Origin of the sequence: Clostridium sp. MD294 (assembly GCF_000364165.2) — a bacterium.
GTDB lineage: Bacteria > Bacillota > Clostridia > Lachnospirales > Anaerotignaceae > Coprocola.
In genome coordinates, this window is sequence record NZ_CP097810.1 from 198,128 (window position 1) to 214,668 (window position 16,541).

Here is a 16,541-nt window from a genome sequence, read left to right on the forward strand (position 1 = left end):
TCAATTACTTAAAGTATTTCAAAACAATATAATACTCATATTTATACTATGTCTATCAACATTTTTCAATTTTATTTCAGCTTAAATTTTTCTTACTTTATTTTTATAACAGTTGTCAACTTCCTTTTTTTATATTAAAATGCCATTAGTTTATTTCGCAATTTTATAACTCACAATTAGGAGGTTTTTATATTATGAATATTGGTTTATTTACAGACACTTATTTTCCACAAATTAATGGTGTTGCTACCTCTGTTCATACGCTAGCTGGTGCATTAAGAGCCAGAGGACATCAAGTTTACATTTTTACACCAAAAGACCCTAAAACAACACAACAACAAAAAGATGAATATGTAATTGCTATGCCTAGTTTGCCTTTTATGCTACTTCGCAATTACCGTGTAGGTTTGATTTATTCTCCTCGTGCATTAAATCAAATATCACATTTACATTTAGATATTGTGCATACACAAACAGAGTTCCCACTAGGTATATTTGGGAAATTACTTTCCTCTGTAAAAAAAATACCTATGGTACATACATATCATACTATGTATGAAGACTATGTTCACTATATTGCTAATGGTTATATTGTTACGCCTACTATGGCAAAAGAATTTAGCAAACTCTTTTGTAATAGTGCAACTACTGTTGTTGCTCCTACAGAAAAAGCAAAACATTTTTTAGAAGAATATGGTGTTACAAAACCTATTGAAGTAATACCTACAGGCATTGATACAGCATTATTTGCTAAAAAAAATTTTTGTTATGAAGATACTATAGCATTGAAATCTTCATTAGGATTAGAACCAGATACACCAGTTATATTATCATTAGGACGTGTAGCAAAAGAAAAAAGTATTGATGTAATATTACGTGCTTTACCTACACTATTTCAAAAAATACCTCAAGCTCGTATGGTTATTGTAGGAGATGGTCCTGAAAGAGAAAATTTAGAGCAATTAGCCAAAGAACTAGATATTGCACACAAAGTTCTTTTTATAGGAGCAAAACCTTGGTCAGAAATTGGAAAATATTATCAAATTGGTACAGTATTTTGTAGTGCCTCTGTATCAGAAACACAAGGTTTAACATTTGCAGAAGCTATGGCTGGAGGTATCCCTGTAGTAGCAAAAAGAGATGAATGTATTGAAAATATTGTAGATAACAATAAAACAGGATTACTTTTTGAAACAGAAGAAGATTTAACAGAAAAACTTTATATGCTTTTAAATACGCCTTCTCTTCAAAAAAGACTTTCTGATGCTTCACTTACCAAAATGGAACTATTGTCTGTAGAAGCATTTGCTGAACATATGGAACAATTATATCAAAAAACGATATCTGATTATCATGCAGAAACAACACATGAATATTTTCCAAAACGTCCTCTTTCTGTAGGTGTCAAAGCAGTCAAAAACATTTCTATATTGCCTAAAAAAATAGTAAAAAAAGGATTATATTTACCTTTACTTCATAAAAATATAACTGCTCGTACAGTAGTAGAAAGTAATAAAATAAATACAGAAAATAATGAAATAAATGCAGAAAATAATGAAAATAGCAAAATACAGCAATAACACACTATTACAAAATAATAATGAGGTGATTATTTATGTCAAATTGGGAAAAAAATCTTCGTCAAATAGAACCCTATATTCCTGGAGAACAATCCAAAAATCAAAATATTATTAAATTAAATGCAAATGAAAATCCTTATCCTCCTTCGCCTAAGGCAATAGAAGCATTAAAAAATATAGATGCAAACCGCTTGCGTATTTATCCTAGTGCCACCGCTTCTAAATTAAAAGAAGCGATTGCCAAACATTTTAAATTGAGAGAAAGTCAAATTTTTGTAGGAAATGGTTCTGATGAGGTTATTGCATTTGCTTTTATGGCTTGTTTTAACTCTAAAAAACCTATACTATTTCCAGATATTACTTACTCTTTTTACCCTGTTTGGTGTTCTCTTTTAAAAATAGACTATCAAACAATACCTTTAGATGAACAGTTTCATATTAATATCTCTGACTACAATAGAGAAAATGGTGGTATTATATTACCAAATCCTAATGCTCCTACAGGTATAGGGCAATCTAAAGAGGACATCATACAACTTTTAGAACAAAATCAAAATTCTATTGTAATGATTGATGAAGCCTATGTTGATTTTGGTGCTTATTCTTGTATAGAATTATTAGAAAAATATCAAAACCTTCTTATTATACATACTTTTTCAAAATCTCGTTCTCTTGCAGGTATGCGTATTGGTATGGCTATGGGAAATGAAAAATTGATACAAACGTTAGAAGCAGTCAAAAATTCTTATAATTCTTATACTATGGATAGTATCGCTATAGAAGTAGGTGCTGCTTCTATATTAGATGAACAATATTTTCATGAAACTTGCCAAAAAATTATGGCAACAAGACAACGCTGTACAAAAGAACTTCAAAATATGGGCTTTTATGTATTTCCTAGCCAATCTAATTTTTTGTTTGTTACACATAGCACCATACCAGCAAAACATATTTTTGAAACACTAAAATCAGAAAACATATTTATACGTTATTTCAATTTACCTCGTATTAACAACCATTTACGTATTACAATTGGTACAGATACCGAAATGGATACATTACTACAACACATATCAAATATTGTATCAATATAAATAGCATAAAAAAACGAGATTGGTAAAATACTCCAATCTCGTTTTTTTACAACATACCACCATCTATTACTATAATTTGTCCTGTAACAAAAGAGGCACTTTCCTCTGCCAAAAAGACTGCCAAATTAGCTACTTCTCTTGTTTTTCCCATTCTCATAAGTGATATTTCTTCTATAAGCATTTGTTTTTCTTGTTCGTCAAAACAATCATTCATTTCCGTATCTATTACACCGCAACTTATTGCATTTACTCTAATGCCAGAAGGGCCTAATTCTTTTGACATAGCTTTTGTAAAAGCATCTACACCACCCTTTGATGCAGAATATACTGCTTCGCAAGATGCTCCCCTTTGTCCCCATATAGAAGAAATATTGATAATACTACCTTTATGACAGTGTAGCATATGTTTTAATGCAATATGGGTACAATTTAGTACACTTTCTAAATTCACAGATAATACATTTTTCCATTGTTGTGGTGTCATATCTGAAAACAGTGCAATATGAGAAATTCCTGCATTATTTATCAATATGTCTACACCACCATATACTTTTTGTATTTCATCAAAAAGCATTTGACATTGCTCATATTTTGAAACATCTGCCAAAACAGCAATACAATCAATATTTTGTTTTAAAAATTCTGTTTTTGTTTGTTCTAATGCTGTTTTATTTTTACTTCCATTTAACACTACTTTATATCCTTTTTTACCAAAAGCATAGGCGATTGCTTTTCCGATACCTCTGGAAGAACCTGTCACTAACACTACCATGTTATCTCTCTCCCAATTTCAAACTAGGGTTTGCATTCAAATCAAAAGCATCTCTTACCCCTTTTTGATATTCATAATAAGCTGCACAACCTATCATTGCTGCATTATCTGTACAATATATAGGTTCTGGTATATGAAGTGTATAGCCTTTTTTATCACATTCTTGTTTCATTGTTTGTCTTAATGCACTATTAGAGGCAACTCCTCCAGCCAATGCAATAGTATAAACACCTTTTTGTTTTACTGCTTTGAGCGTTTTTTGTACCAAAACATCTATTACTGCTGCTTGAAAACTTGCTGCAACATCTTCTGATACAATTTTTTCTCCTGTCATATTTGCTTTATTGATATAATTTAGCACAGCAGATTTTAAACCACTAAAACTAAAATCATAACTATTTTCTTCCAAAAATACTCTTGGAAAATCAATAGCCTGAGAATTGCCTTTTTTAGCTGCTTCATCTATTTTAGGCCCTCCAGGATATCCCATTCCTATTGCTCTTGCTACTTTATCATATGCCTCTCCTACAGCATCATCTCTCGTTTTTCCCATAATTTCATATTTTCCGTACTCTGGAACAAATACAATATGTGTATGTCCTCCTGAAACTACCAAAGATACAAAAGGGGGTTTAAATTCTTCATTTTCTATATAATTGGCACAGATATGTCCCTCTATATGATGCACACCTATCAATGGCTTTTTCAGTGCAAAAGCAAGTGCTTTGGCCTCTGACAGCCCCACAAGCAATGCCCCCACCAATCCAGGACCATATGTTACCGCAACAGCATCAATATCTTGCAATGTTACATTTGCCTGTTTTATTGCTTCCACAATCACATTATCTATTGCTTCAATATGTTTTCTAGAAGCAATTTCTGGTACTACACCACCATATACTGTATGTAATGCAATCTGTGATGAAATAATATTTGACAATACATTTCTACCATTTTTTATAACTGCTGCTGCTGTTTCATCACAAGAACTTTCTATAGCAAGTATCAGCTGTTCCTCCATATTACTTTTCCCCCTTTATTACATTTCTCATTTTATTCCTGTCAAATTTTTGTTTCTGTTGTTCCCATTCTACTGTAAAACTACATTTATATACAAAATAATATACTATCAAAAGCATATCTACTCCTAATGCTATTACAGGAAATACAAAAAACAAAAAAGCACTTCCTATCAAATATACATTTTCAAACAAAAGCATTACAAAACTACCTATAATATAATATAAATATGTTTCTCCTTTTATCTGAAACTGCTGTAAAAGCAAATAGCCCAAAAATATCGCAATAGGAATACGTCCAAATACTACTGCGATATGCCTTAACAAAAGCAATATCGCTCCTATAGGCAATCCTACTACAGAATAAACAAACATTACTATTACTGCAAATAGCATAACATACAAACAAATGCCTGCTTTTAACACTTCATCGCTCTTTTTTAAAAGTATCATTGCTCCTTGTTCCCATATATTTCGGAACAAAAATAATATTAAAAATCCTACAGCAATTTGTATACTGCCTATACAAAACAATATCCATTTTATAGAAAAACTATGCAATATATCAAACAATTTCGTTAATCCGAAATAACCTATAATATTTTCTGTTAATTCTACAAAACTGCTTAAAAACTGTACCAATTCTTTAGGGTATCCTCTAGAAATTCTCAACAACGTAATACCAATTACTACTGTGACATAAATTAAAAATAAATTCAATTTTTTCATTTTATTCATTTATGTTGTATCCTATCTGTTTGTTTTTTTCTTTTTAATATTACATATTGTACTGCACAAACAATACAAAGCAACAAAAGTAATACGCCAAAGCCATTTACTAATACTTTATCTATCCATAATATCACATTTTCTGTAATGTCTTCAAGCACTTGCCCCTGCTGTGATATATTTTGCTCAATAGGCATTATATTTTTTACCCATTGCTTTAAAATATCATTTTTTTCAAGTGCTTGTATAATAGGTTGTTTATAAAATACCAATATCGCACCTGTTCCAAAAAGTACTGTAAAAACACTCCAAATATGTCCTAATATTCTATTATTGACATAACTTCTTTGTTCTATTTTTTCTAATGCTTGTATCTGCATCATTACATTACTTTCAAAGTCTTCTGGTGCTTCATATAAGGACATTTGTTCAAATACTTGTAGCATATTATCATAAAATAAAAAACTTTCTTTACATTTTTGACATTGTTGTATATGCTGGTTTAATTCTTCTGCTTCTTTTTTTGTTATTTCACTATCCATATACTTCATAATATATTTTTCCGCATCACAACATTTCATATACCCTCACCTTTTCCTTTTTCTAAGTTCTCCTTAATCATTTTCCTCCCTCTGAATATTCTGTTTTTTACTTTAGACAAAGGTTCTCCTATTGTATCTGCTATTTCTTGATACTTTAACCCCTGTTGATGATATAATACAATAGGAATTTTATATAAATCTGGTAATGTTTTTATGGCACATTCTAATTGTTTTATTTCTTCTTTTTTTACATATTGTTTTTCTGGTGTCATATCATTTGTTAATTCATAAGAAATTTCTTCTATACTAACTGTTTCTTGTTTTCTTTTTCTATGATAGTCAATGACATGATTTGTGCTAATGCGTATCAGCCATGTAGAAAATTTATATTCTGGTTGATATTTATCCAAATTTTTATATAATTTTATAAAAATTTCCTGTGCTAAGTCATTGGCTTGTTCTACATCATTTACCATACGCAATACCACAGAATACACAAGATTTTTATATCTTTTTAATAACTGTGCAAAAGCATACTGGTCACCAGAAATAGACTGCTTTATCAATTCATAATCTTCTACATTCTTCACATTGTTTCCTCTTTTCAAAACAGTACACTGTTTTATCACATCATACATCAATGTTATGCCATATTACTATAAAATACGAAAAAATACTTTATTTGTTTTTTAGTATTACTTTTTATTATTTTACCATGATACACTTTTAACTGCAATCTATACATTTACTCTTCTGTAAAGTAAAGTGAAATCGTTTTTCTTTCTTCTCCTAATTCCGCTCCTTCAAAATATTTTGAAGCATTTTGTAAATACAATTCAGGTTCTGAAAGTGCAGGGCTAAAATGCGTTAACCATAAACGTGACACATTTGCTTGTTTTGCTAACATTGCTGCTTCTGAAAAAATCATATGTTTCTTTTCAATTGCTTTTTTCTTTTTTTCTTCTTCTCCATACATTCCTTCACAAATAAATAAATCCGTTTGTTTTGCAAAAGGAATTAGCCTGTCCACTGGTCGGCTATCTGTACAGTATACTACAGAAATACCTTTTCTTTCTACTCCCATTACCATATCAGCATGATATTGTTTTCCTTGCCACACTACACTGCCTTGTTTTTGTAATTTCGACCATATTTGTTTTGGTATATTTTGTTGTTGTGCTCTTTCTAAATCAAATTTTCCTTTTCTAAGTACATCAATTCTATATGCATAACAACGTACCCTATGGTCAGCCAATACATAAGAAATACGAAATCCATTTACTTCAATAGTATTAGGGCCATGCTCTTTTAATTCTATATATTCTAATGGGAAAGGCAATTCTGGTGCAATTCTTTTTAGCCCTTCTACTACATATTGTAATCCTTCTCCTCCTATAAGCGTTAGAGGTTCTGTACGTCCTGCATTTCCTATTGTCAAAAGTATTCCTGGTAATCCTGAAATATGGTCTGCATGAAAATGTGTAAAACAAATGACATCTATTGTTTTAAATCCCCACCCCAACAATTTCATACTTACTTGTGTACCTTCTCCACAGTCTATCAAAAGTAATCTACCATTTAATCTTGCTAACATAGCTGTTAAAAAACGGTTAGGCATAGGCATCATACCTCCCGTTCCTAATAAACAAATATCTAACATTTTTTTCTCTCCTTTTTTTACATTTGATTATATCATAAAATTGTGTAATATATTTATTGTCAATTACAAAAAGTAGGCTAGTTATAAGCTGCCTACTTTTTCATCAAAATAAATTCATTAATTTCCATATCTGCTCATTGCAGTATAGTCTACAGTACCGTCTGCTCTTATTCTTTTTAAAACATACGCTCCATCTGCTTGGTGGATAACATCTATTTTAATATTACCTACATTTGGATTTTCTGTTGACAAAAATCTTACTTTTAACTTACCATTTTGCATAACAGACTCTATTTTTACTGGTACATTTAAATCATTTCTAAATTTAAAATCAATACTACCCCAAGATGCTGTAGCATCTGTACCCTTAGGCATATAAGCCACAGGTAGAGAATGATTTTTTCTTTCTGTAATTGTCATACCAGAATACAATGCTGCCTGATATAATGTGGAAGATATTTGACAAATTCCTCCTCCTATTCCTGTAGCTGCTTTACCATTTGAATAAATGCCTGCTTCTTTATAATCTTTACCATTATGGCTATTTTTTAGTATGACATCATTATAAGAAAAACTTTCTCCTGGCTCTAATATAATACCATTAATAGAGTCTGAAGCAAGGTGCATATTATAATTTCTATTGTTAGTATCTGCTCCTGTATATTTTGTAGTATAAGATGCTATGTCATAATCAAAATTACGTTCTTGAGGCATTTGTTCTTCTGGTTGTGGAATAGCTTCTGCTGGTGTTAATTCTTGCATAGGTTCTTCTATTATAATAAATGGTTCTTCTTCTGCTACGCTATTTTCTGACACAACTGGTATTGTACTATCTTGTGGCAATTCTGTTGCAGGCACATTTCCTGCTATCATAGTCAATACCAATAAATCTGCCACTGGTTTTAGCATATGTATTCACTCCTAGTTTTCTATATTACAGCAATGCTGTTTCTTTATTATAACCGTTTTATACCATATATGCAATACATTCTCTCTCCCACATTCTGTCAAAAATTGAACAAGCAACATCTGTGCTATATAAATATTTTTTGCAAAAAACTATACTATTTATTATATCTTTATTTATAATATCATACAAATAAATTAAGTAATATATTTATACTATTTTTCGAAATCAAAAAAGACGAGAAACAACTACTTTCTCGTCTCAGTCTGTCAAAAAAACTCATTTTGCCGTAAAAAGCAAGGGGTATGGGGAGTGCAACTCCCCATTCTAATCCGCAAGGCGAGCTTTGCCCGCCTGAGGAAAACAGCGAGTTTCAAGGCTTTTAAGCCGATGGAACTCGCTGTTTATACTTCTATTATTTAAACAAGTCGAAAACCTGTTTTCGACTTAGCGTGTCGACTTTATCGACACGCTGAGACGAGAAACAACTACTTTCTCGTCTTTTTTCATTTTATTATTCAATAGGCTCTACTGCACCTTGATATTTTTCTGCAATAAAATCTTTTGTTTCATCGCTTCTCAATGCTTCTACCAATTTTTGAAGTTCTGGTCTGCTTTCATTTCCTTCTTTTACTGCAATAATATTAGGATATGTTTGTGCACCAAGTGAGTCTTTTTCTTCTTTTGCTAAAGCATCACTAACATTCAATCCTGCACCTACAGCATAGTTACCATTGATAACAGCTAAATCTACATCTTGTAAAGAACGTGGCAATTGTGCTGCTTCCATCTCAATAATTTCTAAATTGTGAGGATTTTCCAATATATCTAATTTTGTTGCTTTAATACCTGCATCTGCATTAATTGTCAAAAGACCATTCGCTTCTAACAAAAGTAACGCTCTTGCTTCATTTGTTGTATCATTTGGCACAGCAACTTTTGCACCATCTGGAACATCTGTTAAAGAAGTTGTTTTTCCACCATAAATACCCATAGGTTCATAATGTACATTTCCTATAGATACCAAATGTGTGCCTTGTTCTTCATTAAAAGAAATCAAATATGGCTCATGTTGGAAATAATTTGCATCTAATTCTCCACTTTCTAATGCTGTATTTGGTTGTACATAATCTGAAAATTCTATGACTTCCATATCAATGCCTTCTGCTGCTAAAGCTTCTTGTGCCTGTCTTAATATTTCTGCATGAGGTGCTGGAGATGCTCCTACTTTAATAGAAACTGTTTCTCCTTCTGTTTGTGATGGTGCTTCTCCTTCTGTTTGTTGTTGGTCATCTGTTGGTGCTGGTTCTGATGTTGTACTACTACAGCCTGAAAATACTCCTGCTGCTAATACACTACCTAACAATAATGCGAATACTCTTTTTTTCATTTCTTTTTTCCTCCCTTAAAAGCATTTTATAATCTTTTATCGCTCATTGTAGCGATTTTCATGCCTACTTCCTGCATAATTTGTACAATTACTACAAGAAGTATGACTGTTATAAACATAATATCTTGCTGATATCTGTAATAACCATAGTTCATAGCAATAGCACCCAATCCGCCACCGCCTACAATACCTGCCATAGCAGAATAACCTAATATTGTTGTAATAGAAATGGCTGCCCCTACTAAAAGAGAAGGTCTTGCTTCTGGTAGAAGTACTTTAAACATAATTTGAAAAGGAGATGCTCCCATAGACTCTGCTGCCTCAATAACGCCTCTATCTACTTCTTTAAGAGAAGACTCTACCATACGTGCTATAAAAGGTGCTGCTGCAATTACCAAAGGCACAATGGTTGCTTTAGAACCTATTGTAGTGCCCACAATTGCCCTTGTAACAGGCATTACTGCAATTAATAATATCAAAAATGGAACAGAACGCAATATATTTACTACAAAGCCTAATAATTTATTGAACCATATAATAGGTATTTTTATATTAAAAAATGGAATAATAAAATATCCTTCTTTATCTGTTGATACAAGTGCCAGCCCTAAAGGAAGCCCTATCACATAAGACATCAATGTAGAAATCAATGTCATATATAATGTTTCATATATTCCAACGCCCAGCACTTGCAACATGCCCTCTTTAAACATACTATGTCACTTTCTCCTTTCTTAATATACTATATCAAATTAATTCTGACAACTGTTCAAAATTTACATCTTGTGTTTCCAAATATGCTATCATTTTTTTTGCTGTTTTATCATCTGGGGGTAACTGTACAATCATTTGTCCATATGCCTGCCCGTCTATGTTTCTAGTGTTAGCATACATAATATTTACAACATCGTTACATTCTAATATCATATTTGCTAATATTGGTTTAAAAGAAGTTTCTCCTTCAAATACAATTCTACAATATTTTTTATTGGTATCATCAAATTGTGTTTTGGGTTTGCTTTCACTATATACAAGTTGTTTTCCTATATTAGATTTTGGGGCAGTAAATATTTTTTCTACTGTACCTATTTCTGCAATTTTACTGCTGTCTATAATTGCCACTCTCTGACAAATTTCTTCTATCACACTCATTTCATGTGTTATAATTACAACAGTAATACCCAATCTTTTATTTATATCTTTTAATAATTTTAATATACTTCTTGTGGTATTAGGGTCTAATGCACTGGTTGCTTCATCACAAAGTAATACTTTGGGGTTTGTCGTCAATGCTCTTGCTATTGCTACTCTTTGTTTTTGTCCTCCTGAAAGTTGTGAAGGATAAGAATTTTTTCTTTCTTCTAATCCTACAATTTCAAGTAATTCTTCTGCTCTTTTTTTAGCTTCTTCTTTTTTTACACCAGAAATTTCAAGAGGAAAACAAACATTTTCTAGTGCAGTTTTTTGCATTAAAAGATTAAACTGCTGGAATATCATTCCCATAGAGCGTCTTGCTTGTCTTAAATCCGCAGGTTTTAACACTGTTAAGTCCTGACCGTCAAATAGCACTTGTCCCTCTGTAGGTCTTTCCAACAAATTGATACATCTTACTAATGTACTTTTGCCTGCACCACTCATACCTATGATACCAAATATTTCTCCTCTATTAATTTTTAAATCAATTTTATCCAGTGCGTGTACTACACCATTTTTTACTTTAAATGATTTACTCATTTCTCTTAGTTCAATAATTACATCTTGCTGTTCCATATGCTACCACCTCAAATAACGATACTACTGTTTTATTAAATACTATTATCGTCAAAAAATTCTTTTATTTTTCTCATCAAACCACAAAAAAACTCTCTCCCTAGGAAAAACATTCCATAGGGACGAGAGCATAGCTTCGTGTTACCACCCTATTTTGCTCTTATCTCACAATAAGAGCCTCATCAAGTGCGAGTTAAAAAAAACTGACACTCTAACGCTGTTACGGGCGTTCCCGTCATAGCCTACTTACATAAAATATGCTTTCAGTATGCAGCTCCAAGACCATGTTCTGCTTTTTCCAAACCGTTCCCTTTCAGCATTGTAGAACTCTCTGTTGATTTTTTCAAAGCATACTCTTCTTTTCATTGCCTTTTTTATTCGTTACTTAATGATATTCATTATACTTTTTTTATTTTATTTGTCAAGTCATTTTTAGATATTATGGTGATTGTTCTTTTTAAAAAACTTAAAAATAAAATATTTCTGCCATCTTTTTTAATAAAGACGGCAGATTTTATTATAGATTTATTGCTGGTCAAACGGTATATCATCATATATAAATTTTTGAAGCATATTTGTGGCTTCTTGTAAATCATAATGATATACCCACAATTCAACACCTTCTACTTCTGTTTTTGTTTTATAGCCATCTGTTTGTATATAATCATTTGGAAAACTGTCTTGTTCTAGTACCAAATTTTTATTCATAGCAACAGGTGCTAATTGCAATATTTCTGAATCTATCATAGAAGTTTCCATCATAGGCATAAGTATTTTGACATAAAAAGGATACTGAAAAGGACTTATTTCTTTTAATTTTTCAAACAAACACATCATTACTTTTCTTTGTCTGCTTGTTCTCATATCGTCACTATCACATTTCCTAATTCTGGAATAACTTACTGCTTGCTCTCCATTAAGATGTACCGCACCCGTTTGTTGTATTTTTTCTACACCTGGTGCAACATATTTATTAAGTTCTTGTCTTTCTGCTTCATTTAGTTCTACATCAATACCACCCATGTGTTCTATAATTTCTGCCAATTGTTCAAAATTGACTGTAACATAGTCTGTAATATCCATACCAAAATTTTCATTTAATGTTGCTATAGCTAATTCTGGTCCTCCATAGGAATAGGCATGTGTTATTTTTGTTTTTCCATAATTAGGTAAATTCACATAAGTATCTCTTGCAATAGAAACCATTTTAATCTTTCCTTTATTACCATCTATAGATACTATCATAATTGCATCAGAATTTCCTGCATCTTCTCCATTTCTGGAGTCTACACCAAATACAGCAATATTTTTAATTTTCATTTCTACAGATTGTATTTTCTTTTCTTCATTTACTTGTAATACTGTTTCATCTATTGTTTCTCTTTTTAAATCTTTTGTATAATACTTAAATGCTGCAAACACTCCTCCCGTTCCTAAAAATAATACAAAAAATACAATCAAAAATGTTCTAATAAATATTTTTCTTAATCTATGTTGGTTTTGTTTTCTTTGTGTTCTTCTTCCCAGCTGTGCTGATTGCTTATTACTGCCTATTTGTTGAGGTTGCCTATCTATATTCATTTGCTGAGATTGTCTGTTCATTCCCATTTGCTGAGGTTGCCTGTTCATTCCCATTCGTTGAGATTGTCTATTCATTCCCATTTGCTGAGGTTGTCTAGCTTTATTCGTATGTACAGATTGTCTATAGTTCATTTGCGATAGTTGTCTATCCATCTGTTGTCTATTTTTATCCATTTGTGGCATTTGTCTATAATATTGTTGCCTTCTTTTTTGTTCTTCTTCTTTACTCACAAACTTCCCTCCATATTATATTTTTTAATACTATAACATAAAACATTGTTTTTTGACAATATTTTTAAAGTACAAAAAAGACACCTTATTTTATTTAAGATGTCTCTGTCTGTCAAAAAAACTCATTTTGCCGTAAAAAGCAAGGGGTATGGGGAGTGCAACTCCCCATTCTAATCCACAAGGCGAGCTTTGCTCGCCTGAGGAAAACAGCGAGTTTCAAGGCTTTTAAGCCGATGGAACAAGCTGTTTATACTTCTATTTAAACAAGTCGAAAACCTGTTTTCGACTTAGCGTGTCGACTTTATCAACACGCTAAGACACCTTATTTTATTTAAGATGTCTTTTTTTATCTTTTTAATCTATTTGTATTGCTGCTTTTTGATATAATTCATAAAAGTGATTTGTAGGTCCTACACCTTTTCCAATATTTAAAGAATGTTCTATTGCAGTTATAATATATTTTTTGGCATTTTTTACAGATTGTTCTGCTGTATTTCCTTTTGCTAAATTTGCTGCTATAGCAGAAGAAAGTGTGCAGCCTGTACCATGTGTATTTTTTGTTTGTATTCTTTTTGCTTCTAAATATACACACTCTTTGCCATCAAAAAAAACATCAGTAGCGTCATTTTCCAAATGCCCACCTTTTATTAGTACATTTTTTGCTCCCATATTACATATTATTTTTGCTGCCTTTTCCATATCTTTTAAGTTCTTTATAGAAATACCTGTTATTACTTCCGCTTCAGGTAAATTAGGTGTTACAATATCAGCAAGAGGAATTAATTCTTCAATTAGCGTTTGTTTTGCCTCTGGTTTCATTAAATCAAATCCGCTTTTAGAAATCATAACAGGGTCTACTACCACATTTTTTACATGATATTGTTTTAATTTTTCTGCAATGGCTTTTATCGTTTCAATTTTAGAAACCATACCTATTTTCACTGCACTTACTTCAATATCTGTAAATATAGCATCTATTTGTTTTTTTATAATTTCTGGTGTAATATCTTGACAGTCAAAAACGCCTTGTGTATTTTGTACTGTAACTGCTGTAATAACACTCATACCATATGTACCCAATGCAGAAAATGTTTTAATGTCTGCTTGTATGCCTGCTCCTCCACAAGTATCACTTCCTGCAATGGTTAAAACGTGTTTCATAATTTATTTTCCTCCCTATTCTTCCACTATCTTTTTAGCTATAGATACAAAAGTATTTGATTGCAATATTAACAAAGCGATAATACTTCCTCCCATTGTGCTAATTAAAAATGGTATAACATATGCAAAAGCTCCTACTGCATTACCCATTATAAATACTGCTATAGGTACTGCTAAAAATCCGCCTAATATTGCTGTACCAAATATTTCACCAAATGCAGTAATATAATTATTTTTAGTCAAACGATACATTTGCCCTGCTAATAATGCTCCTACCATACTTCCAGGAAAAGCCATTAAAGAACCTGTTCCCATAAAATTCCTCAAAAGAGATATACAAAAGGCATTTATCACACCATACCATGGCCCTAATAATACTGCTGAAAGGACATTAATAGTATGTTGTACAGGGAAACATTTTGATGCTCCTATAGGAATATAAATGAGTTGCCCTGCCAAAGCACCTATTGCAATAAGTAATGCAGATATTGTTAATTTCTTTGTTTTCATAAACATACTCTCCTTTTCTAAATTATTATAATACAAACAATATAGTAAAAATAAATTATACTAGGGAAATGCTTCAAATAAAAAAAGCATAACAAACATTCTTTATTTGCTATGCCTATTTTGCACTAAACCGCTTCCCTCCGCTAGCATTATCTAGTTCAGGTTTAAGGGTACAAAACATTCGTTTTATTCTCAGCCAATACCACATTGGCACCCCTAGCAACATTTATAATAATAAAAACAATATACATTGTTTTTACTATATTTTGTTATAGTATACTATTGTTTTATTTATTTGTCAATATTTTTTATGTTATTGTTGCTACAATATATCCCTTTCCATCTTGTTTCTTTTGTGCAGTCATACCCAATATTTGAGCAAGCTGCTCTATATCAAAATACAAATCGCCATCTATAGTATAACATTGTGCTTCTACAGCTGTACCATCTACTGCAATACGATAGTTACTTTTTTTAGTAATATATTTCTCACTATTATCTAGAAGCATTTCATTTCCTATAGAAGTATATACACCACCTTTTATAATATTTACTGTATTCGTTTTACTATCATATTTTATTTCAAACTGTGCTTCTGTATCTGAAACAACACTTGCAAAATCTCTCAGTCTAATATAATCCTTTCCCATAATAGTATTAAAATTGACAGCCATTTCTTTTTGATTGACTAGTATTCTTCCAGACCAAAAAGGTGTTTTTTTCATATTTACAATGTCTAAATCATAAGGTTTTATGTAATCAGTATAAATACCATAACAGCCTGCTTCCAGCATCATTTTAAAATCTAACATTCTATTTACAGTATGAGCATATACTCTAATTCCTTTTGCAGTCAATTTTTGTATATTTTCTTTTTTCACTATTTCATAATTGATTGTAACAACATCAATACCATTATTAGCACAGAATGTTGCAATATCATCATAATTAGGGTTAGGTGTCTGATACAGTGTATATATCCAATTTGTAAAAGGATATATTTGTTTTACAGTATCTAACATTTCTGTATTATATATCTGTACCACTACTCTATTTAATATATCTTCTCTACCCATTGCTTTAGCTGCATTCACAATATCTGTAAACTCTTTTTGTATTTTTTGTGTATCAGTATATTTTGTATCAGTAATCAAATAAACATCTTCATATTCTGCTAATAATGCTAAAATTTGTGTTGCTGTAATAGGAGTATAGCGGAAATTAATTTTTTCATTACTAAAACGACTGCTATTCATTTCTGTAGAACCATTTACTTTTTGTTCTAAATTATAATAAGAATCTTGGTCAAAATCATGTCTTACTACTAAAATACCATCACTTGTAAAACTAAAATCAGCTTCCATTACTTTATAACCATTTTCCCAAGAGTGAATAAAAGCTTCTTTAGAATTTGTTTCTTTTTTATCTTCTATTGCTCCCAAAGCATGAGCAACTAATCTATTGTCTTCATACCATTTTTTGTTTTGTTCAGCTCTAATAGGGGTACAGAAAAATACTGTTACAAACAAAACTGTCACAATCTGTTTTAATTTCACTTTTCTCACCTCATTATATTATATTGAGATATTTTCTCA

The 16,541-nt window shown here is 31.2% G+C and carries 16 protein-coding genes, 1 riboswitch and 1 other annotated feature; of the genes, 2 read left to right on the plus strand and 14 right to left on the minus strand.

Features of this window, described 5'->3' with window-relative positions:
• Window positions 1-194: 194 nt before the first annotated feature.
• On the plus strand, window positions 195-1,580 hold the full coding sequence (locus C820_RS00985; protein WP_004036155.1) for a glycosyltransferase family 4 protein: 1,386 nt from the start codon (window positions 195-197) through the stop codon (window positions 1,578-1,580).
• A gap of 35 nt (window positions 1,581-1,615) precedes the next feature.
• Window positions 1,616-2,674, plus strand: a complete 1,059-nt coding sequence (hisC, locus tag C820_RS00990; RefSeq protein WP_004036153.1) for a histidinol-phosphate transaminase — start codon at window positions 1,616-1,618, stop codon at window positions 2,672-2,674.
• Between the two features lie 46 nt (window positions 2,675-2,720).
• Here hisC and ymfI read toward each other — a convergent pair whose 3' ends face one another.
• From ymfI to C820_RS01060, 14 genes are all read right to left on the minus strand, one after another.
• Complete coding sequence (gene ymfI, locus C820_RS00995; RefSeq protein ID WP_004036151.1) at window positions 2,721-3,446, minus strand: elongation factor P 5-aminopentanone reductase; 726 nt, start codon at window positions 3,444-3,446, stop codon at window positions 2,721-2,723.
• 1 nt (window position 3,447) lies between these two features.
• A complete protein-coding gene (gene tsaD, locus C820_RS01000; protein WP_004036149.1) occupies window positions 3,448-4,467 on the minus strand; it encodes a tRNA (adenosine(37)-N6)-threonylcarbamoyltransferase complex transferase subunit TsaD in 1,020 nt (339 codons plus the stop codon).
• Window position 4,468: 1 nt separating this feature from the next.
• The gene (locus C820_RS01005) at window positions 4,469-5,203 is read right to left on the minus strand and encodes a hypothetical protein (RefSeq protein WP_004036147.1); all 735 of its coding nucleotides are present in this window, start codon (window positions 5,201-5,203) and stop codon (window positions 4,469-4,471) included.
• Window positions 5,200-5,775, minus strand: a complete 576-nt coding sequence (locus C820_RS01010; RefSeq protein ID WP_004036145.1) for an anti-sigma factor family protein — start codon at window positions 5,773-5,775, stop codon at window positions 5,200-5,202. Before C820_RS01010 ends, C820_RS01005 begins: the two co-directional genes overlap by 4 nt.
• Window positions 5,772-6,326, minus strand: coding sequence for an RNA polymerase sigma factor (locus C820_RS01015; RefSeq protein ID WP_004036143.1), 555 nt, complete (start codon window positions 6,324-6,326; stop codon window positions 5,772-5,774). Before C820_RS01015 ends, C820_RS01010 begins: the two co-directional genes overlap by 4 nt.
• Window positions 6,327-6,481: 155 nt before the next feature.
• Window positions 6,482-7,396, minus strand: coding sequence for a ribonuclease Z (locus C820_RS01020; RefSeq protein ID WP_004036141.1), 915 nt, complete (start codon window positions 7,394-7,396; stop codon window positions 6,482-6,484).
• A gap of 117 nt (window positions 7,397-7,513) precedes the next feature.
• The gene (locus C820_RS01025) at window positions 7,514-8,305 is read right to left on the minus strand and encodes a VanW family protein (RefSeq protein ID WP_004036139.1); all 792 of its coding nucleotides are present in this window, start codon (window positions 8,303-8,305) and stop codon (window positions 7,514-7,516) included.
• A 512-nt stretch (window positions 8,306-8,817) separates the two neighbouring features.
• Window positions 8,818-9,693, minus strand: a complete 876-nt coding sequence (locus tag C820_RS01030; protein WP_004036137.1) for a MetQ/NlpA family ABC transporter substrate-binding protein — start codon at window positions 9,691-9,693, stop codon at window positions 8,818-8,820.
• A 26-nt stretch (window positions 9,694-9,719) separates the two neighbouring features.
• A complete protein-coding gene (locus tag C820_RS01035; protein ID WP_004036135.1) occupies window positions 9,720-10,406 on the minus strand; it encodes a methionine ABC transporter permease in 687 nt (228 codons plus the stop codon).
• A 34-nt stretch (window positions 10,407-10,440) separates the two neighbouring features.
• On the minus strand, window positions 10,441-11,463 hold the full coding sequence (locus tag C820_RS01040) for a methionine ABC transporter ATP-binding protein (RefSeq protein ID WP_004036133.1): 1,023 nt from the start codon (window positions 11,461-11,463) through the stop codon (window positions 10,441-10,443).
• 115 nt (window positions 11,464-11,578) lie between these two features.
• Window positions 11,579-11,838: a binding site (T-box leader), on the minus strand.
• A gap of 150 nt (window positions 11,839-11,988) precedes the next feature.
• Window positions 11,989-13,275 carry an LCP family protein gene (locus C820_RS01045; RefSeq protein WP_004036131.1) on the minus strand — a complete coding sequence of 429 codons (1,287 nt, stop codon included), beginning with the start codon at window positions 13,273-13,275 and terminating at the stop codon, window positions 11,989-11,991.
• 354 nt (window positions 13,276-13,629) lie between these two features.
• Complete coding sequence (gene thiD / locus C820_RS01050; protein WP_004036129.1) at window positions 13,630-14,436, minus strand: bifunctional hydroxymethylpyrimidine kinase/phosphomethylpyrimidine kinase; 807 nt, start codon at window positions 14,434-14,436, stop codon at window positions 13,630-13,632.
• Between the two features lie 15 nt (window positions 14,437-14,451).
• Window positions 14,452-14,946, minus strand: a complete 495-nt coding sequence (gene thiW / locus C820_RS01055; protein WP_004036127.1) for an energy coupling factor transporter S component ThiW — start codon at window positions 14,944-14,946, stop codon at window positions 14,452-14,454.
• A 118-nt stretch (window positions 14,947-15,064) separates the two neighbouring features.
• Window positions 15,065-15,174, minus strand: a riboswitch (TPP riboswitch).
• A gap of 80 nt (window positions 15,175-15,254) precedes the next feature.
• Window positions 15,255-16,502 carry a phosphatidylinositol-specific phospholipase C/glycerophosphodiester phosphodiesterase family protein gene (locus tag C820_RS01060; RefSeq protein WP_004036125.1) on the minus strand — a complete coding sequence of 416 codons (1,248 nt, stop codon included), beginning with the start codon at window positions 16,500-16,502 and terminating at the stop codon, window positions 15,255-15,257.
• Window positions 16,503-16,541 lie beyond the last annotated feature (39 nt).

Coding starts and splice junctions, on each gene's coding strand:
- C820_RS01035 (WP_004036135.1), bottom strand. CDS start 10,406: ATGTTTAAAGAGGGCATGTTGCAAGTGCTGGGCGTTGGAATATATGAA.
- C820_RS01040 (WP_004036133.1), bottom strand. CDS start 11,463: ATGGAACAGCAAGATGTAATTATTGAACTAAGAGAAATGAGTAAATCA.
- C820_RS01005 (WP_004036147.1), bottom strand. CDS start 5,203: ATGAATAAAATGAAAAAATTGAATTTATTTTTAATTTATGTCACAGTA.
- thiD (WP_004036129.1), bottom strand. CDS start 14,436: ATGAAACACGTTTTAACCATTGCAGGAAGTGATACTTGTGGAGGAGCA.
- C820_RS01030 (WP_004036137.1), bottom strand. CDS start 9,693: ATGAAAAAAAGAGTATTCGCATTATTGTTAGGTAGTGTATTAGCAGCA.
- tsaD (WP_004036149.1), bottom strand. CDS start 4,467: ATGGAGGAACAGCTGATACTTGCTATAGAAAGTTCTTGTGATGAAACA.
- C820_RS01025 (WP_004036139.1), bottom strand. CDS start 8,305: ATGCTAAAACCAGTGGCAGATTTATTGGTATTGACTATGATAGCAGGA.
- C820_RS01020 (WP_004036141.1), bottom strand. CDS start 7,396: ATGTTAGATATTTGTTTATTAGGAACGGGAGGTATGATGCCTATGCCT.
- C820_RS00985 (WP_004036155.1), top strand. CDS start 195: ATGAATATTGGTTTATTTACAGACACTTATTTTCCACAAATTAATGGT.
- hisC (WP_004036153.1), top strand. CDS start 1,616: ATGTCAAATTGGGAAAAAAATCTTCGTCAAATAGAACCCTATATTCCT.
- thiW (WP_004036127.1), bottom strand. CDS start 14,946: ATGAAAACAAAGAAATTAACAATATCTGCATTACTTATTGCAATAGGT.
- ymfI (WP_004036151.1), bottom strand. CDS start 3,446: ATGGTAGTGTTAGTGACAGGTTCTTCCAGAGGTATCGGAAAAGCAATC.
- C820_RS01010 (WP_004036145.1), bottom strand. CDS start 5,775: ATGAAATGTTGTGATGCGGAAAAATATATTATGAAGTATATGGATAGT.